This window comes from Sphingobacteriaceae bacterium, from assembly GCA_002319075.1.
Taxonomy (GTDB): domain Bacteria; phylum Bacteroidota; class Bacteroidia; order B-17B0; family Aurantibacillaceae; genus Aurantibacillus.
Genome location: NVQB01000001.1, coordinates 1,436,892 through 1,457,910 on the forward strand (window position 1 = coordinate 1,436,892; position 21,019 = coordinate 1,457,910).

Genomic DNA, 21,019 nt, shown 5'->3' on the forward strand with positions numbered 1-21,019 from the left:
TATTTGCAGAGTGCAGGACTATTTAAAGAAACTATTTAAAGAGCATCTTATTTTATCGCTGGCTTTGATTGCCACAGCGGCAATTTATTCTAAGCTCCTGTTTTTTGGCCATATCAGTTGGGATGATCCTGAAATGGTTTTTAAAAACTCCGAGGTAAAATCATTTGATCTAAAAGGTTTTTTCACAAGTCATTATATTGGAAATTATATTCCGGTTACTATGTTAGTGCATGCACTTGGCTGGACATTCTTTGAAGGATCAGGAGGCGGTCATCATTTCCTGAATATTTTGTTTCATCTATTAAATGGCGTTTTGGTTTACCAGTTAAGCAAACGTCTCTTTCAAAATGAAACCATTTCAAATATAGCGGCGCTGATCTTTTTACTGCATCCCCTGCAGGTAGAATCTGTTGCCTGGATCAGTGAGCTAAAAAACGTACTCTCGTGTACCTTTTACCTCGCGGGACTTTTAAGCTACCTGAAGTTTACAGAAAGCGAAAATAAAAAGTATTATATTTTTTGTTTTTTATTTTTTGTCTTAGGATGTCTGAGCAAATCTTCTGTGGTAGTTTTACCATTAAGTTTAATTTGTTTGGATCTGATTCGGACCAAAAGTTTTTCTTTAAAATTTTTAGTCAATAAAATTCCGCTTCTTACTCTTTCGCTTATTTTTGGGATCATTAATATCAAGACACAAACGGCGGATCTATTTATCAATCATGCCCACGAATTTCCCTACTACCAGCGCTTTGGATTTGCCGGATTTGCACTCTTAAACTATCTCTTATTCTTTTTAGCTCCGGTAAATTTAAGTGTTATCTATCCTTACCCGGAAATAAAATCACAGGTTTTTGTTCTTGGATTTACACTACTAGCAGTAATTGCCGGGCTAGTCTTTATGTGGATTAGAAAAACCAATTATATTTTGACCGGCATTCTTTTATTCATTCTTGTAAATCTTGTACTTGTTCTGCAAATTCTGCCGTTCGGAGAAGTATTAAATGCTGACCGGTACATGTACGTTCCAATAATTGGATTTGCATGGCTTTTGGGAATTTTAGTCTCCCGTTTAAAAACGAAATCTTTTGTACTACCAATAGTTTTAATCGTGCTTTTTTCAGTACTCACATATGCAAGAACGGCCGTTTGGAAAAGTTCGATCGTTTTATTTGAAGACATTTTAAAAAAATACCCGGATCAGTTTATTGCTCTTAATAGTGCAGGAGTAGAAAGTATGTTTTTGAATGAAGACATAAAAGCGCTGGAGTATTTCAATAAGGCAACAAGTGTTGCTCCCCGTAATTATAAAGGCTTCTATAACCGTGGCCTGTTGCTTTTGAAGAATAATAAGCCAGAGCAGGCCATCAAAAGTTTTAATCAAACGCTCGATCTATATGAGTATACCAAAGCATATACCGGCAGAGCTGCGGCCTATTACATGCTTGGAGACATTCCAAAAGCCATGAATGACGCGAATCGCGCTCTCGAAAATGATAAAACGAATGCGAAGGCCCATTTTATTCTAGCCAATTGTTATAACGATATGAATCGTTTGGATGAAGCTATGCAGGAATACAATAAAGCTATAGCGCTTAATAAGGACGAAGCAGATTTTTATTTTAAACGGGCTATAACTTTTGGAAAAAAGCAGGATTTCAGTTCGTGTTTGAATGATCTCATAGTTTGTCTTGAATTAAATCCGAATTACTGGGAAGCCCATTATTGGAAGGGTGTAGCAAAAGTAAATTTGAAACAAAATCCTTGTGAAGATTTTAAAATCGCTGCACAACATAATTTTGAACCGGCTATAAACGCATACTCTAAATATTGCCAACACTAGTTTATTATGAAAGTTACACTTATTCAAACAGAGCTTACCTGGGAAAATCGCGAAAAAAATCTTGAGCATTTTGACGCGTTACTTTCATCCATTACTGAAAAAACCGATTTAATTGTTTTGCCTGAAATGTTTACCACTGGGTTTTCAATGCAGCCGCAGAAAGTTGCGGAAGCCTCGGATAGTGTAACTCTAGAATGGTTAAAGAAAAAGGCAAAAGCAACAAAGGCTGTAATTATTGGAAGCGTTGCTGTGCAAGAAAACGGAAATTATTACAACCGGCTGTTTTGGGTAGAACCTTCGGGAGAGGTAAAAACTTACGACAAACGTCATCTATTTCGCATGGCGAAAGAAGATGAACATTACACAGCAGGCAACAAAAAAATTACGGGCACATTTGAAGATTGGAAAATCCGTCCGCTTATATGTTACGACCTTCGTTTTCCGGTGTGGAGCAGAAACAGGTTTACAGTTGATAATAAGCAGGTAACAGGGGGCAGTTGGGACTATGATGTTTTAATTTACGTAGCAAATTGGCCAGAGGTTCGTAATCATCCCTGGAAACAACTCTTAATTGCCCGCGCTATAGAAAACCAGTGTTATGTTATTGGTGTAAATCGTATTGGAAAAGATGGTAACGATTTTTCACATTCTGGTGATAGCGTTGTTATTAATCCCCGCGGAGAAATTATCAGTAAAACAAAAGCGCATACAGAGAGCGTAGAAACCATTGAGCTGGATAAAAACTACCTGGAAGATTTTAGAAAAATTTTTCCTGTAGGATTAGACGCTGATGAGTTTGATCTAAATTAGATCCATACTTTTAACATTTTTATTTCCGACGCCAAATTCACTTTTTAATGGGTGAAACCGGGCTTCTATTGAGTAAACGGATTCATTCTCCGAACTTTGCCAATTAAATTATAATTTTTGATCTAAATCAGAAAATCCTCCCAACCCTTTTTCAAATCTCCTTGTATTTGTCATATGTAAAGGAGTAAGCCGAAAATCCTAAAAGAGTACGCAACAAATTAAACATTTACCCATGAAAAAATTTACTCAAAAACTATTTGCTACGTGTTTACTTCTGACTGCACTATTATCCGGTTTAAATACAAAAGCCCAAACGCCAAACATTCATGTAACTTTTCCCTATTGCTCTAACGGCTTAGGAATTACTGCATGGATTACCCCGGGAATGCCTGGCGCCACGAGTTATTCCTGGAACGTTATTGGAGTAACTTCTTCAACACAAACAACCGCTATGTGTCTGCCAACGCAAACTACTCTGTCTTCTGATAACGATAGTATCTTTTTAGACTTTCCTTGCCCGGGTATGGGCACTTTCACTATAGTTTGCGAAGGATACAATTCAAGTAATACCTTACTAGGTACGATAACCCAAACATTTGTTCCCACAACCCCTCCCGGCATAGGTATTAGCTCAAGTCCGAGTTATACGGCCGGCGTTTGTATGGGAGCTCCTGTAACAGTTACGGCATGGGGAGCTGTAAGTTACACATGGAGCAACGGATCTAATAATATTTCAACAACATATAATCCTTATCCTTCGGTAAGTTCCATTACAGTTGTTGGAACAACAAGTGCGGGATGCACCGCCCAAGCTGTGTATATGCAACCTACTTTTATATATCCTAATATTAATATATCTGGGCCCTCTAACGGAAATGTCTGCCAGGGATCAAGCACCACATTAACTGCGTCTGGTTTAAGTTCTTACAGCTGGACAGGTACTGGAGTAACGACCCCAACACTTAGCATTAATGTGACTGGTCTTTGTCAACAATACACCGTTACGGGAAATGATGTAAATGGTTGTGCAGGAACAATGACTGCACATATTTGCGTGGACACTACCTGCGCTTACGTTTGGCCTGGCGATGCAAACAGTGACGGCTTAGTAGACAATACCGATGCACTTGAAATTGGATTAGCTTATTTAGAAACAGGTCCTTCGAGAAGTCCGGGTGGAAATCTTTTTTCAAGTCAGTTTGCCACAGCATCGGGTTGGACGGGATTTGGAAGCACAGGTAAGCGTAAAGTACACGTGGATTGTAATGGTGATGGAACAATTGACATGGGGGATACAGTGGCTATATACAATAACTACTCTTTAACACATAGCTTTAAACCATCAGAATCATCTAATACACCCGACATATCTCTTCTTGTAAGCAGTGTACAGCAAGGAGGCTGGAACAAAGCAGACATTATACTTGGAAGCTCCAGTACTCCTATTAGTCAGCTTTACGGTTTAGCTTTCGACATTAATTTCGACAATACTTTAATTGAAACTAACTCAGCATACATCACTTATTCGTCCTCCTTTTTAAATGCCTCAACCACAAATGTGCAGTTCCGAAAAACAAATTTCACTAACGGTAAAGTATATGGCGCAAGTGTACGTACCAATGGAACGGAAGTAAATGGAAATGGTAAAATTGGAGAATTTTGGTTTAAGGTGAAAGACAATGTAGCGGGAACAGCTATCCATTTATCGACTTCTAATTCTCAAAAGATTGGAAAAAGCGGCGTTAAACTGCCCCTGGCCGGAGGATCAATTTCTCCAGTGATTGAAGCTAAAACAGTTGGATTAAATGAAATTAATTTATACAGTTCAGTTTCTTATTTCCCAAATCCTGCTTCTACTGAAGTAACATTAACAAGCGGAACTACTGTTGAAATAAGCTATGGAATCGTTGATATTCTTGGCAGAGAAGTTAAAAACGGAACTTTTAGTAACACTACAAAACTAGATGTTTCAACACTTCAAAACGGATCTTATCTTATTCGTCTTTCGGCCGGATCAGAAGTAACTTATAAAAAACTAGTAATAGACAAATAATTACTAAAGTATCCTCTTTATAAAAAAAGAAAGAGGATACTTTATTTTAAGGAAAACGTTCTTTTCTTATTTATAAATAATCTCATCTATAATTTTTTTACACTATATAATCAACTAAACACCCACCAAAAGTCCCAACCATGAAAAAAACAATCCTCCTATTCAGTTTACTGTGTTGCCTCTTAGGATTCAGCACTATGAACGCTCAGGCGCCTTCCATGGTGCTTTCACCGCAAAACCAATGCTTTAGTGCATCCGGTACAACCGCAACTGCTTATGTAGCTTCTGGCTTCCCCGGGGCAACATCCTTCAGCTGGGCAGCAATTTCTGATAGTTGTGTTGCAAGCATAACAAGCTATTCGAATGGAGGATTTGTAACTATTAATTATCCGTGTTGCGGCAATTATACAGTTCTTTGCGCTGGATTTAACGGTTCAGTAGGTATTGGCGTTATCACACAGACAGCATCCATTTCATGCAGTTCCGGTTCTTCCGTTTCGATAAGCGGGGCCAATTCAACATGTAATGGAACATCTGTTATATTAACAGGATCGGGTTCATCTAGTTATACCTGGATGCCGGGAGTTTCACACAGTACTTCCATAGCCGTCACTCCAACAGCTTCAAGCTGCTATACCCTTTACGGAACCACCTGCAGCGGAATTAGCTCCGCCGTAAAATGCGTCTCTGTGAACTTTTCGCCGATCTTTATATCTGGAAATCAAAGTATATGTGCAGGATATGGCGCGACTTTAAGTGCATTGGGAGCATCCAGTTATACCTGGTACACAAGCCAGGGAACATATACCGGAAGTACAATTGTTTTAACACCGTCAGTAACAAGTTGCTATAGCGTAATCGCGACTACCAGCGCGGGATGTACAGGCTATTCCGGAGGATGCATCACAGTTTCGTCAGGAAGTGCCAGTCCTTTAATAAGTGGTAATATGAATTTATGCCAGGGATCATCCACAGCGTTATATGCTTCGGGAGCAAGCAGCTACACATGGTTACCGGGAGGATCTAACTCTACTACACTTTCCGTTATATCTCCAAGCACAACAACTTGCTATACGCTCATCGGTGCAGGCTGCTCAGGGACTTCGTCAGCCGTAAGATGCGTAACGGTTAACCCAATTCCTGTTTTATCTGTATCTGGTAACACCTCTATTTGCGCAGGCAACGGCTCTACTTTAACGGCAGGTGGAGCCTCTACTTACACATGGTATACCTCACAAGGTACCTTTACAGGAAGTACTATTGTGTTAACTCCAACAGCAACAGCCTGCTATACCTTGGCAGGAAGATCATTGTCAGGATGTACAGGTTACTTAGCTGGCTGTATTAGCGTTTTTGCTCCAAATCCAATTACAATTAGTGGCACATCCGTTATTTGTCCGGGTGCTACGGCCTATCTTTACGCCTCCGGTTCAAGCAACTATACCTGGACACCAGGTGGAATCTCAGGAGACAGCATAGCAGTTACACCATCTGTTTCAACCTGCTATTATGCATTTGGCACCTCTACAACGGGCTGCGTAAGTTACGGGTACAAATGTGTAACCGTGCAAGCAGATTCCATTTCTATTTATGGATCGAGTGGCATTTGTTCGGGAAATAATTTAATATTGTATGCATCCGGTGGATCTAACTATACCTGGACTCCGGGAGGTTCCAATTCTTCATCTATTGTTGTAAGTCCTACCACCAGCGCTTGCTATACATTAACAGGATTAAGCTGCTCCGGACTTTCTTCAGCCGTAAAATGTGTTTCAGTTTCACCAGCACCCGTTATTTCGGTGAGTGGCGCTACAAGTATTTGTTCAGGATATGGGACTACCTTAACTGCAAGCGGCGCATCGTATTATACGTGGTACACTTCGCAAGGAACATACACTGGTTCAACCATTGTGTTAACCCCAACCGCAACTGCATGCTACAGTCTCGTAGGTTACAGTAGTTCATCATGTCCTGGTTACGCCGCAGGTTGTATCACTGTACAAAATTCAATAAATCTAACAGTTAGCGGTGACACTGCTTTGTGTAAGGGTATGACTACAACTTTAACGGCTGCAGGAGCAAACACTTACACCTGGTTCCCTTCAGGATATGTTGGAAGTAGTATTGTGGTTACACCTACAGCAACCACCTGCTTCACGCTTGTTGGATACAGCCCAAATTCCTGCGGATCAGTTATTTCAAAAGTTGTTTGTGTTACTGTTTCAGGCTCACCTGTGATTACTACCAGCAGTCCGGTTTTCTGCGCAGGACAATCAAACACCTTACATGCTTTTGGAGCAACGTCTTACACCTGGTACCCTTACAATGTAACAGGAGCAAATATAGTGATTACACCTAGCGTTGGAAGTTGTTATACGGTTGTTGGAACTAATTCCACCGGCTGCAACGGGTATGCTACAGGGTGCTATTCAGTGCTTCCTGCACCAACTGTGAGCGTGATCGGAAGTAATCTTATTTGTGCTGGCGCTCCTACAACGCTCACCGCTGTTGGCGCGCAAACTTATACCTGGTATCCTTCGAATACAAGCGGAGCCAGTATTGCTGTTAATCCTCTTACGCCGACTTGCTACACTGTTGTAGGCACAAACTATGGTTGTACAGGTTACGCTGTAAAGTGTTTATCAGTGCAAACAGGTCCAACATTAACAGTAATCGGAAACAATCAAATTTGCGCAGGCTCCACAACAACTTTGTCAGCAAGTGGGGCTTCCAGTTACACCTGGTTGCCAGGTAATTTAACCGGAGCTTCTATTGCAGTTTCTCCAAGTGTGAGCACATGCTACACGGTTGTGGGTACACACTCTGCCGGCTGTGTTGGACTGGGATATCACTGCGTAAGTTTAGCGCCGAATCCGAATATTGCTGTTTATTCAAGCAGTGTAGTTTGCGCCGGAAGTCAGTTACTACTGCATGCTTTTGGTGCTGCGACTTACACGTGGTTACCTTATAACATTTCTGACACTTCCATAGTAATTAGTCCAAGTGTAAGTAATTGTTATACAGTGTTAGGAACAAGTGCTGCGGGATGTACAGGCTCTGCAATAGGTTGTTTTTCTGTTATCCCCTCTTCTACACTCTTTGTTACAGGCCCTTCTTCCATCTGTGCAGGAGCTTCTCCTGTTTTAGCTTCAGGAGGAGCGGGCTCTTACACCTGGATGCCAGGTAACCTTACCGGATCTGCGGTTGTTGTGAGTCCTTCGGTTACTACCTGTTACACCGTAATTGGTTCTAACGCAAACGGCTGTAATGCTTCTGCCGTAAAATGTATCGCCGTGCAATCCGGAGCGCAACTCAATATCAGTGGAGCCAATTTAGTATGTAGCGGAACAAGTGCCAATCTACTTGCGTCGGGCGCCATCACTTACACATGGAGCAACGGTTCAAACTCTCCATTTATAACTGTTACACCAACAGCACCGGTGTGCTATACAGTAAGTGGTACAACATCAGGTGGATGTACTGGAACTGCCGTAAAATGCATCAGCGTACAGGCAACGCCATTTATCGCTATTAACGGGCCATCGCAGGTATGTTCTGGCACAAGTGCCATATTAACTGCATCGGGTGCCACCTCTTATGTATGGAGTAATGGAACAAACACCTATTCTACACTTATACTCCCTTATGTAACAACAGTTTATTCTGTGACAGGTAGCAATGGCGTGTGCTCTTCAACAAAAGCTTTCACGGTTGTGGCCAATCCAAGACCATCCATTAGCATCTTCAGAACCGATTCAGTGTTAACTAATGATTCTATTGTTTGCGCTGGAGATGCGGTTAATCTTTATGCAACTGGCGCAATAACTTACACATGGAGCACAGGAAATACACTTCCATACATCACTGTATATCCTACAGGTATTACTAACTACACTGTGAGCGGAACAAACACATACGGTTGCAGCAATAGTAACTTTATAACAGTGTATGCTATGGCCTGCACCGGACTCTCCAAAAATTCATCAAATCTTGAAATCGGAATGTATCCTAATCCTAGTTCAGGAAAACTTATCCTGCAAGGAAATGGCGTTAACACTGTAAACTACAAAGTAGTTGACATGCTTGGCAGGGAACTTTTAACTGGAGAATTTGTAGATACAAAAGATTTGAATTTGTCTGGTTTTGCAAATGGCACTTACGTAATTCGTTTTGAATCGGGCGCTGCAACTACTTATAAAAAATTAGTATTAGAAAATAAGTAGAGCCCGGCTCGCTTTCATCTCTATGATGAAAGATCTTAATCCCTTTCTCTCCCGGAACGTGTTTTCCGGGTAAAAGAGAAGGGGATTTTTGTTGGAAATAATCTCCTATTTTTGAGGCCCTATCCCAAACTTCAACCTTTATGAAAAAAAACCTACCTCTTCTTTTTTTGCATTTATTATTAGTCTGACTGGCAAGGCTCAGTGTCCAACGGTTAGCTGTCCTACAACGGCTACGATATCCTGTAACAGCCCTACGCTTGTTACTGCGATATCTAACTATTCGACAAATATTACTTCGCGATGGATTGGTCCTGCGGGAATACCAATAGCAAGTGCGGGAACTGCAACTTCTATTACAGATTTAAATCATCCCGGAACTTATACGATTGAGTTTAAGGACAATGTTAGCAATTGTATCACATCAGAAACTTTAAATGTTGTTATAACTTCTAGCCGTTAAAATTGATAAGGCTGGCGCAGGTACACCGCTGGCGGGTGGAAGCTCTGTTATTACGATATATACAACCGGGCTAGCGAATTATAACGCTTTTTCAAAAACAATTCATTTAAGTCCGAATCCTGCAACTAAAGAAGTAGATCTAAAAAGTTCAACATCTGGTCTTGTTAAATACAGGGTTCTCGATTTGTTGGGAAAAGAAATAATGAGTGGAGAATTTTATAGTTCAATTACTCTGAATACTTCTTCATTAAGCGCAGGCAGTTATATCGTTAGTCTTGAGGTGGGTGCTCAGTTCACCTACAAAAAATTAGTTTTAGAAAATAAATAATTCGTTCTTCTCTATCATCATTAAGAGGATAGAGCATTATCCCTTTCTCTCCAGGAACATGTTTTCGCGAGAGAAAGGGATTTTTCATTTGACTATTGAACCCAACCTTTTTGTTGTGACTTCCGTTACATATAAAAGGAGGATGCAGAAAATCCTGTAAAGAGTATGCACTTTTCAAAACCCAAAACCCATGAAACAAAACTACAAGGTTTTTGCCTGCGCATTGTCGCTATTATTAAGCTTTACGCTTTCTACAAAACTAAAATCACAATCCATTATTTACAGCGCTTCTCCATCTGCGTGCTTTAATGGTTCAAATCAATTAACGGCCACATGCACCGCCACGGCACTCGGTGCAGTCACGTATTCCTGGACTTATCTTATTCATGCCTGCGGATCTACTCCAAGCTTCACAACAAGCACTCCAAATGTAACTTTCAACGCGCCATGCGCTGGTACGTATTCCATGGAATGCACTTTGCTCAGCAGTTCAAATTCACCTTTAGCATTTGGCATGGGTATGACGCAGATTTATGGTATTCCTACCATCAGTGCGAGTGCCAGTCCTACTATCGGATGCGCGGGAGATTTTTTTACGCTTACTGCTACAAGTAATTCTATAGGCACATACGTATGGTCAAATGTTTCAACAGGTCCGGTCATCACGATGTCGACAAGTTCAAGTGTATGTTATTCGGTTGAAGTTAGCGCCGGAGCAAACTGTACAGCTTCTACAGCCGTTTGTGTAAGTATTTCACCTTCTCCAACAGTTACTATCAGCGGCCCCGACACTGTTTGCAAAGGTTCAAGCGCGACTTTAGTAGCACATGGAGCGGACACATATACGTGGAATACCAATTCAAACGCAGACTCTTTAATGATACTACCGTTATCAACGAATGCTTATTATTATATTTCTGCAACCGATGCGCTGACTGGTTGCCAGGGTGGAAATGGCCATTTTATTACAGTAGATACAACCTGCGCTATTGTATGGCCAGGCGATGCTAACCGCGACGGTGTTGTAAATACTTCTGATGTTTTAGAATTGGGGCTTGCAGCAAGCAGCACAGGGGCGGCGAGATCTGTTCCTGGTAATGCATGGAGTGCTTCCTATGCCGACGCCTGGTTGGGCAACGGTAGTACAGGCTGGAACAAAGCACATGCAGATTGCAATGGTGACGGCACAGTTAATGCATCCGATACAGTTGCTATTGCCACTAATTTTTTCCTTACACACGCCTTTAAACCTTCCGCTGAAACTGGTTCTCCTAATTCCGACATTACACTTGTATCTTCTAACAATGTAGCTTATAGAAATGCGTGGAATAAAGTAGATGTTATCCTGGGATCAAGTAGTTCTCAACTGGCGCAACTTTATGGTCTTTCTTTTGATGTAAATCTGGATGTCTCTTTATTGGAATCCAACTCTTATTATATTGTTTATACAAGCTCTATGTTAAATCTTAACAATCAAAATATAGAGTTCAGAAAATACGACTACCCTGTTGGAAACATCGCTGCGGCAAGTGTAAGAACAGATCATCTCAATGTAAGTGGCTACGGAAAAATTGCCGAAATATGGTTTAAAGTAAAATCAACCGCCACTGAAAATGATGCTCTCGCAATACAAATTTCCAATAGCAGAAAAATAAGTAAAGACGGTGTAAATACAATTCTTAGCTCGACTGGAACTTCACTGCAGGTTGACATAACTACCGGAATAAAAAACAATCAAATCTCCGGCCTTTCTTTTGGTGTATTTCCGAATCCGGCAAAAAATATAGTTAATGTTAACAGCGATATTTCAGAGCCTGTTGCGTACACTATCTCTGATTTATCAGGCAGAAAGATTGTATCAGGATCTTTTACAAAAACTACACAATTAAATATTTCAACTGTAGAAAGTGGTGCTTACCTTATTCGTTTTGATAACGGCACGGCATCCTGCTTCAAAAAATTGGTGATCGAAAAATAATTAACCTTACCTAAGAAAACCGATGATGCTCCCGGAAAAATTTTCCGGGAGTTTTTCTTTTTTGCTCTTCTAATTTGCGGAAACACTACTTATCATTCCTACATTTAACATTCCCCATTTAGCTACAATCTATAGCAATAACAACCAGTGATTACCGCTATCTTAGAGCTATGGAAAGGCATGTTATGCATATGGACCTGGACAGCTTTTTTGTCTCGGTAGAAAGAAAATTAAATCCTTCGTTAGTAGGAAAACCCGTATTGGTGGGCGGAAGCAGTGATCGAGGTGTTGTTGCGTCTTGTAGTTACGAAGCGCGGAGTTTTGGCGTTCACTCGGCTATGCCAATGCGTATGGCGCGTCAGTTATGTCCCGAAGCAATCATCGTGAAAGGTGACCACGATAAATACAGCGAGCTTTCTGACCAGGTAACAGAAATTATCAGTGAGAAAGTTCCCGTTTATGAAAAAGCTTCGATCGATGAATTTTACGTCGATATGACCGGCATGGATAAATTTTTCGGTTGTTATAAACTTGCTACAGAAATTCGTCAAACGATTATGAAGGAGACGGATCTGCCAATATCCTTTGCGCTTTCTTCAAATAAAACAGTTGCCAAGATCGGCACGGGACAAGTGAAACCAAACGGTCAGCACGAAATTCCATACGGAACTGAAAAAGAATATTTATCTCCTTTGTCAATTAAAAAAATACCCGGTGTAGGTGAAAAAACTTACCAGTTGCTGCGTGGCATGGGTGTAGAAAAAGTAAAAACCGTACAGGAAATGCCTGTACATGTTTTACAACAAGTTCTCGGTGAAGGAGGAACAACGCTTTGGAGAAAAGCGAATGGCATCGATAATTCCCCCGTTGAACAGTATAATGAACGCAAATCCATTTCAACAGAATGTACGTTTGAAAAAGACACAGTTGACGTAGATCATTTAAAACGCGTGTTGTTAAGCATGACGGAGAAATTATGTTATCAATTAAGAAGCGAAGAGAAACTGACAGGCTGTGTAACAGTGAAAATAAGGTATTCAGACTTCAATACTTATACGATGCAAATGCGCGTTCCTTACACAACCATGGACAATACGCTGATTCAAAAAGTAAAAGAGTTGTTTGATAAATTATTTCAAAAAAGAATGTTGATCCGTTTGATAGGAATTAAGTTCAGCCATTTGATACAGGGAACCTACCAGATAAATATGTTTGATGATACAGCGGAACATATTCAGCTATACGCAGCCATGGATAAGCTACGCAAGCGTTTCGGGGAAGACGCAGTGATGAGGGCGGCAGGCCTTGATCTGAATAAAAGAGAAACGAGTTTGTTTAATGGAATTAAAAAGCTGTCGTAATACTTCCACTACGCTCAGTGAAGCATCGGGTTCAACCAGGCTCAGCGTTACTAAGACTGGGTAATAAACTGATCAGGCTATGCTCCTCAACTCCCACACATATTACAGCTTCGGATACGGAACTCTTTCCATTAAAACGCTTCTAAGAGAAACCTGGAATAAGGGCTACAGTTCCTTTGTGTTGTCGGATATTAATAATACTTCGGCTATTCTTGAAACGCTTCGTCTTTGCGACGGCAAGCAGATGAAACCCATTCCCGGCATAGATTTCAGGAATGGTATAAAACCCTGTTATATCGGGATCTCAAAAAACAATGCAGGCTTCAGAGAACTCAATGAACACCTGAGTTATCATCTTCACAACAAAATAGAATTTAAAATTCGACCACAAAATAAAGAAGAATTAAAAAATACTTTTCTTGTTTATCCTTTATCTGCTTTTGACGGAAACGAATTAGAAGAAAACGAATTTATTGGAGTAACTCCCAAACAGCTCAGACTGCTTCCACTTTCAAAACACAAACATCTTACTTCTAAAATGGTGGTATTGCAGTCTTTTTCTTTTTTGGATGAAAATTATTTCGAAGCGCATCAGGTGTTACGGGCTATTGATCTCAATACATTATTCAGCAAGCTGCGTTCTGAAGATCAAGGTTCGCTAGAGGAAATTGCTCCCACGAAAGACGAACTCTATGAAAAATATGCTGACTATCCTGAAATAATAAAGAACACTGAATTTATTTTGGACTCCTGTTCCGTGAAATTTGAATTTGGAAAACTGACAAATAAAAATCCCAAATTTTATAAAGGCAGTCTGGAGGAAGATGTAAAATTACTTCGCGAAGAAGCCACAAAAGGGCTTGCTTATCGCTATAGCGAAGTGACACAGGAAGTCAAGGACCGTCTTGAAAAAGAACTTTCGATAATTACCTCAAAAGAATTTACTTCTTATTTTTTAATCAATTGGGATATTACGAGTTACGCCCGCTCCAGAGGCTTCTTTTATGTAGGACGTGGAAGCGGAGCAAACAGCATGGTTGCTTACCTTTTGCGCATCACAGACGTGGATCCAATCGATCTGGACTTATATTTTGAACGGTTCATAAATGAGAACAGAAGTAACGCTCCCGATTTTGATATTGATTTTTCGTGGACCGACCGCGAAGAAATGACCGATTATATTTTTAAACGTTTTGGTGAAAATAACAGAGTAGCGTTATTAGGCACCTACTCCACTTATCAGCACGATGCGGTAATTCGAGAGTTAGGAAAAGTTTATGGTTTGCCCCCCACTGAGATTGATCGCGTACAAAAAATTACGCAGCCTAAAGAAAGTGATGATTCGGTGACCAAACAAATTCTAAAACATGCTTCTTTTATTGCGGGATTTCCGAGTCACCTGAGCATTCATGCCAGTGGCATTATTATTTCTGAAGAACCAGTCACAACTTACACCGCCACAAACCTGCCTCCAAAAGGTTATCCAACCACGCAATTCAGCATGCTGGAAGCAGAAGATATCGGCTTGTTCAAATTTGATATCTTAAGCCAGCGCGGACTCGGAAAAATAAAAGATGCCGTTGAATTAATCAAACAAAATAAAAATATAGAAATTGATATTCACGACATTGTAAAATTTAAACACGATGAAGAAATAAAAAAACTGATGAGTATCGGCGCCTGCATTGGTTGCTTCTATGTAGAATCTCCTGCCATGCGTATGCTCCTCGCGAAATTACAGGCGGATGATTATTTAAGGTTGGTGGCGGCAAGTTCTATCATTCGTCCGGGTGTTTCTAAAAGCGGGATGATGAACGAATACATCGTTCGTTATAGGAAACAGGAAGTACGTGATAAAGCAAGAGCAGAACTTCCAGAACTTTACGACTTGCTGAAAGAAACATACGGCGTTATGGTTTACCAGGAAGACGTGATAAAGATCGCGCATATTTTTGCAGGTCTGTCTCTGGCGGATGCTGACTACTTGCGTCGCGGAATGAGCTGGAAATTCAAACAACGGAATGAATTTCACATGGTGAAGGAAAAGTTTTTTACTAACTGTATTGCAAAAGGTCATCCTCTAACTACTATAACAAACATTTGGAACCAAATTGAAAGTTTCGCGAATTTCGCTTTTTCAAAAGGCCATTCTGCAAGCTACGCCGTTGAAAGTTACCAGGCGCTTTTTTTAAAAGCATATCATCCTTTAGAATATATGGTTGCCACTTTAAACAATGGTGGCGGCTTCTACAGAACAGATCTTTATATTCACGAAGCGCGCATGCACGGCGCAGAGATTCTTCCGCCTTGCATTAACAAGAGCGATGTGAACTGTAATATCAATGGAAAAACTATTTTTCTCGGATTAGGAATGATCGCTTCCCTGGAAAAAGAAGTGATTCAGAATTTATTAAATGAACGTTTTGAAAATGGTCCTTACACCGATCTTTACAATTTCGTAAAACGTACCCAAATATCTATAGAACAATTGCGCATCTTGATTCGTGCCGGAGCTTTTAAATTTCTTCCAAAAAATAAAAAGGAATTGTTGTGGGAAGCGCACATGTTAATCAGTCCTATAAAACAAAAGCCTCAAGGCAAAGAGTTGTTTCACATCGAACCACAAAAATATGTTCTTCCCGCTCTTGAAAATACCTGGCAGGACGACGCTTATGATGAAATAGAACTATTTGGATTTTCATTGTGCTCACCATTTAAATTATTAAAAGAACCTGTCACAAACACTCTTGTGAGTAAGGATCTGAAATCCCGTCGCGGAGAAACGGTTGAAATCGTTGGTTATTTAGTGAATGTAAAAACTACCTGGACCCACACAAAAGAAAAAATGAATTTTGGAACTTTTCTCGATCTGGATGGACATTGGATCGACACGGTACACTTTCCTCCTTCCGCAAGGGCCTTCCCGTTTAGCGGTCCAGGCTGTTACAAACTCACAGGTAAAGTAGTGGAAGAATTTGATTTTATATACATTGATATTTCACATCAGCAACGTCTTGCTGTTAGTAATAGGGACGATGATTCGGGATTGCGCATTCTTCCGCCACGAGGCGAGCGTACGAGAGAATATCATCAAAGAAAATAGGGTCTCGACTACGCTCGACCTGACATCAGACTACGCTCGACCTGACATCCGACTACGCTTGACCTGACATTGCTAACACACAAGCCGGCTCAAAAGAGTCTTAACTCTTTTGCCCTGCTCGACCTGACATTGCTAACACACAAGCCGGCTCAAAAGAGTCTTAACTCTTTTGCCCTGCTCGACCTGACATTGCTAACACACAAGCCGGCTCGACCTGACATTTCTGGCGCGATCGCTGGCCTTAACATCCGCTGGATGTTAATCCTGCTCGACCTGGCATCGCTTGCACGATTGCTTTGCGGAGTCGAGAAGGTTCACAAAGCCCAGGCAGAAAGCCGTCAGGAAATTTTTCACGGAATTTGATTAGAACCCTTTTAACCCTTATCTTTATTGGCTTCTTATCATTATAGCAGTTTACAATTCCTATGGATTACAATTTTACAGAGATCGAAAAAAAATGGCAGAAATTCTGGGCCGATAACAAAACTTTTAAAGCAGAAGACACTTCGTCAAAACCAAAATATTATGTCCTGGATATGTTTCCTTATCCTTCCGGTGCAGGTCTGCATGTAGGACATCCACTAGGCTACATTGCTTCTGATATCATGGCACGTTACAAACGTCATAAACAATTCAATGTTTTGCACCCTATGGGTTACGATTCTTTTGGATTGCCCGCAGAGCAATACGCCATTCAAACAGGACAACATCCTAAAATTACGACTGAACAAAACATTGCCCGTTATCGCGAACAAATGGATAAGATCGGTTTCAGCTTCGATTGGGAACGCGAAGTAAGAACCTCTGATCCTGAATATTACAAATGGACACAATGGATCTTCATCCAGATTTTTAATAGCTGGTACAATAAAACTTCTGACAAAGCAGAAAACATTGAAACATTAATTTCCGAATTTGAAAAAAACGGAAATGCAAATATAAATGCGGCTTGCGATGAAGACACAAAGTCTTTCACTGCTGCAGAGTGGAAAGCATTTTCTGAAAAAGAAAAATCAGATGCCATAATGCACTACCGTCTTGCCTATCTTGGCGAGGCTTATGTGAACTGGTGTCCGGCCTTAGGAACCGTTTTAGCGAACGACGAAGTAAAAGATGGTGTGAGTGAACGTGGCGGACATCCTGTAGAAAGAAAATTAATGAAACAATGGAGCATGCGCATCACCGCCTATGCGCAGCGTTTGTTAGATGGTTTGGATGGCATCGATTGGCCGGAAAGTTTAAAAGAATCGCAACGGTATTGGCTGGGTCGTTCGGAAGGCACTTCTTTAAAATTTAAAATTCATAAATCTCCAAGCCATCCTGAAACTGGTTTGGGAGACATAGAAGTATTTACAACGCGTCCCGACACCATCTTCGGCGTGTCTTTTGTGACGCTTGCTCCTGAGCATGACTTAGTAAATAAACTGACCACTGCCGAACAACAAGCATTAGTGGAAGACTACGTTTATAAATCTAAAAACAGGAGTGAGCGTGAAAGACAAGCCGATGTTACAAAAGTAAGCGGGGTATTTACCGGCGCTTATGTGGAACATCCTTTCACCGGGAAATTAATTCCAATCTGGATCGGCGATTACGTTTTAGCAGGTTACGGAACCGGTGCTGTGATGGCTGTTCCAGGGCATGACTCGCGTGACTATGCTTTTGCAAAACATTTTGATTTGCCAATTCTGGAAGTTGTTGCAGGCGGCGATCTTTCGAAAGAATCTTACGATGCTAAAGAAGGAAAATTAATGAACTCTGATTTCTTAAATGGATTGGAAGTAAAAGAAGCTTTGAAAAAAGCGATCTCTGAAATTGAAAAGAAAAATTTAGGAAAAGGAAAAACGAATTTCCGTCTGCGTGACGCTGTATTTGGCCGTCAGCGCTATTGGGGCGAACCCATTCCTATTTATTACGTAAACGATATTCCGCATGCTCTTGATGAAAAAGAACTTCCTTTAATCTTACCTGAAGTAGACAAGTATTTACCTACCGAAGACGGTGAACCGCCATTGGCCCGCGCAGCTTCTTCGTGGAAAAAAGACGGAAAATACAATTACGAGGCTTCAACTATGCCAGGTTGGGCAGGAAGCTCGTGGTACTTTTTACGTTACATGGATCCTAAAAACAAAACGGGTTTTGCCGATAAAAAATTAATGGACTACTGGCAAAATGTAGATCTCTATATTGGAGGAAGCGAACACGCTACAGGCCATTTATTGTATGTACGTTTCTGGACTAAGTTCTTAAATGACATGGGACTGATCGGTGTGGATGAACCCGCTAAGAAGTTGATTAATCAAGGGATGATACAGGGTCGGAGTAATTTTGTTTATCGTATTAAAGGAGAAAACAAATATGTTTCCTATGGTTTAAAAAAAGAATATGAAACGACTCAGCTTCACGTTGACGTAAATATTGTTGTTAACGACGAGCTTAATATAGACGCGTTTAAGAATTTAAAAAATAATGCTTTTGACAATTCAGACAAAGCAGAGTTCATTCTAGAAAATGGAAAATATATCTGTGGAGTTGAAGTAGAAAAAATGTCTAAATCTAAATTCAATGTTGTTTCTCCAGATGATATTTGTCAAAATTTCGGTGCCGACACGCTCCGCCTCTACGAAATGTTCCTTGGTCCTTTAGAACAAAGTAAACCCTGGAATACTAATGGAATTACTGGTGTTGCGGGATTTTTGAAAAAGCTTTGGAGATTGTTTTACACCTCGACTACGCTCGGTGTGACAAACGATTCTATTAATATTTCGGATGCAGAGCCAACAAAAGCAGAATTAAAAACACTTCATAAAACCATTAAAAAAATTACGGAGGACATAGAACGTTTTTCTTTTAATACCTCAGTGAGTAATTTTATGATTTGCGTGAATGAGCTAGGCGAACAAAAATGCAATAAGCGGGCTATTTTAGAACCTTTATTGATTTGTTTATCTCCTTACGCTCCGCATATCACAGAAGAATTATGGGAACAATTAGGTCACAAAGAGAGTATTGCTTTTGCCCCATTTCCAGCATTTGATGAAGCCAATTTAGTAGAAGATAGTTTCACCTATCCGATTTCCTTTAATGGGAAAATGCGTTTCAATATCGAATTACCTGCAACACTTACCGTTCCTGAGATAGAGAAAGAAGTGATGAGTCACGAAGACGTTCAAAAATATTTAGAAGGCAAAACGCCTAAGAAGGTGATTATCGTTCCGAAGAAGATTGTGAACTTTGTGGTTTAATTCTCGACTATGCACGAATTGATAGTCGACTGCACTCGAAAAGAATTGATAGTCGACAAAGTTCGTATTGACAATAGACAAAGCTCCGCCTGAATTTCCGCTTTGTCATTCTGAGCAGGACTAACATCCGGTGGATGTTAGGGCCAGAAAGTGCGTAGTCGAGATTTGTCATTTCGAGCGTAGTCGAGAATTGTCATTTCGAGCAGGACTAACATCCGGTGGATGTTAGGGCCAGAAAGTGCGTAGTCGAGATTTGTCATTTCGAGCGTAGTCGAGAATTGTCATTTCGAGCAGGACTAACATCCGGTGGATGTTGGGGCCAGAAAGTGCGTAGTCGAGATTTGTCATTTCGAGCGTAGTCGAGAAGTGACGTAGAACCCCTTTCTTAATCTGGGTAGTCTCAAATTAACGCAAGACTTGCAAAATAAGACCGAACAGTCTATATTTGCCCTATGTTATCCAAAGCCGATAAAACCAAACTTTTTATTATTGAAAAGTCCGCACCCATCTTTAACACAAAAGGATATGCGGCAACTTCTATGTCCGATATCTTAGAAGTTACCGGTTTGGCAAAGGGCGGAATTTATGGCAATTTTAAAAACAAAGATGAAATTGCACTTGAAGCCTTTGATTATTCTTTTAATAAACTCAGAGAAGCGTTGCGTTTTAAAATCAAACAAGAAGAAACTTCCGCAGGCAAGCTTTATGCGATTCTTGATTTTTATCATAATTATTCCATTGACCCGCTCGTAGAAGGCGGATGTGTGTTAATGAATACGGCCATTGACAGCCATAATTCTATTCCCTTTTTAAAAGAAAGAGCAAAACAGGGGTTGAAGGAAATGCTTGCTTCCTTAAAACACATCATCGAAAAAGGCATAGAATACAAAGAATTCTCAAAAAAACTAAATCCCCAAAACGAAGCTGAATTGATCTTCGCTACCATAGAAGGTGGAATCATGATGAGTCAATTGAGTGACAATCACACGATTCTTAATAAACTTCTTGATAATTTAAAAGAACAGATAAAACACCGTTATTTAAAATAATTTTTTTTATCTGAAATAAGACCGAACGGTCTAATAATTAAAAACCATAAAATGAAAACTTTAGAAAAACATCCCGAAAGCGAAGCCAGGATAAGATTTCCCGACTGCGATCCTTTTAATCACCTCAATAATTCAAAATACATTGACTACATCATAAATGCACGTGAAGACCATTTATTGAATTATTACGATTTTGATCTTCATAAAATTGCCAGGGAAAGTGGTATCAGCTGGGTGGTAGCGCAAAACCAGATTGCTTATCTTTCTCCCGCTGTGCTCATGGAAACAGTAATTATTCAAACCCGACTCATCCATTTTGACGACAAATCTTTGCTCATGGAAGCCATTATGTGGGATAAATCAAAAACAAGGTTAAAGGCGGTTTTGTGGTCTAAATTCGCGCATTTTAATTTGAGAACTATGAGAAGTGAAATTCACTCTCCTGAGTTTACTGCTTTATTCGAAAGCCTTGTAAATCCGCTAAGTGAGAGTGTTTCGTTTGAGGAAAGAACCAGGATATTGCGCCAGGCCAGACATGCCTAGATATTTATTATCTTTAGCTTTTACAA

The 21,019-nt window shown here is 40.3% G+C and carries 12 protein-coding genes; all 12 read left to right on the top strand.

Annotated elements, in window-relative coordinates:
• Window positions 1-10: 10 nt before the first annotated feature.
• The 12 genes from CNR22_06435 to CNR22_06490 all read left to right on the top strand — a co-directional run bounded on the left by CNR22_06435 (window position 11) and on the right by CNR22_06490 (window position 20,993).
• Window positions 11-1,840 (top strand): hypothetical protein, encoded by a 1,830-nt coding sequence (locus tag CNR22_06435; protein ID PBQ31414.1) that lies wholly within the window; start codon window positions 11-13, stop codon window positions 1,838-1,840.
• Between the two features lie 6 nt (window positions 1,841-1,846).
• Window positions 1,847-2,650: an amidohydrolase gene (locus tag CNR22_06440; protein ID PBQ31415.1), complete on the top strand. Its 804-nt coding sequence runs from the start codon at window positions 1,847-1,849 to the stop codon at window positions 2,648-2,650.
• Between the two features lie 232 nt (window positions 2,651-2,882).
• Window positions 2,883-4,703 carry a hypothetical protein gene (locus CNR22_06445; GenBank protein ID PBQ31416.1) on the top strand — a complete coding sequence of 607 codons (1,821 nt, stop codon included), beginning with the start codon at window positions 2,883-2,885 and terminating at the stop codon, window positions 4,701-4,703.
• Window positions 4,704-4,843: 140 nt separating this feature from the next.
• Entirely contained in the window at window positions 4,844-8,926 is a 4,083-nt protein-coding gene (locus CNR22_06450; protein ID PBQ31417.1) for a hypothetical protein, read from the top strand.
• Window positions 8,927-9,387: 461 nt separating this feature from the next.
• A complete protein-coding gene (locus CNR22_06455) occupies window positions 9,388-9,714 on the top strand; it encodes a hypothetical protein (GenBank protein ID PBQ31418.1) in 327 nt (108 codons plus the stop codon).
• Between the two features lie 190 nt (window positions 9,715-9,904).
• Window positions 9,905-11,692 (top strand): hypothetical protein, encoded by a 1,788-nt coding sequence (locus CNR22_06460; protein ID PBQ31419.1) that lies wholly within the window; start codon window positions 9,905-9,907, stop codon window positions 11,690-11,692.
• 170 nt (window positions 11,693-11,862) lie between these two features.
• Window positions 11,863-13,053, top strand: coding sequence for a DNA polymerase IV (locus CNR22_06465; GenBank protein ID PBQ31420.1), 1,191 nt, complete (start codon window positions 11,863-11,865; stop codon window positions 13,051-13,053).
• 79 nt (window positions 13,054-13,132) lie between these two features.
• Entirely contained in the window at window positions 13,133-16,156 is a 3,024-nt protein-coding gene (locus CNR22_06470; protein PBQ31421.1) for a DNA polymerase III subunit alpha, read from the top strand.
• Between the two features lie 129 nt (window positions 16,157-16,285).
• Window positions 16,286-16,519, top strand: a complete 234-nt coding sequence (locus CNR22_06475) for a hypothetical protein (protein ID PBQ31422.1) — start codon at window positions 16,286-16,288, stop codon at window positions 16,517-16,519.
• Between the two features lie 62 nt (window positions 16,520-16,581).
• A complete protein-coding gene (locus CNR22_06480; GenBank protein ID PBQ31423.1) occupies window positions 16,582-19,401 on the top strand; it encodes a leucine--tRNA ligase in 2,820 nt (939 codons plus the stop codon).
• A 452-nt stretch (window positions 19,402-19,853) separates the two neighbouring features.
• Window positions 19,854-20,450: a TetR family transcriptional regulator gene (locus tag CNR22_06485; GenBank protein PBQ31424.1), complete on the top strand. Its 597-nt coding sequence runs from the start codon at window positions 19,854-19,856 to the stop codon at window positions 20,448-20,450.
• 51 nt (window positions 20,451-20,501) lie between these two features.
• Complete coding sequence (locus tag CNR22_06490; GenBank protein PBQ31425.1) at window positions 20,502-20,993, top strand: thioesterase; 492 nt, start codon at window positions 20,502-20,504, stop codon at window positions 20,991-20,993.
• Window positions 20,994-21,019: the final 26 nt, after the last annotated feature.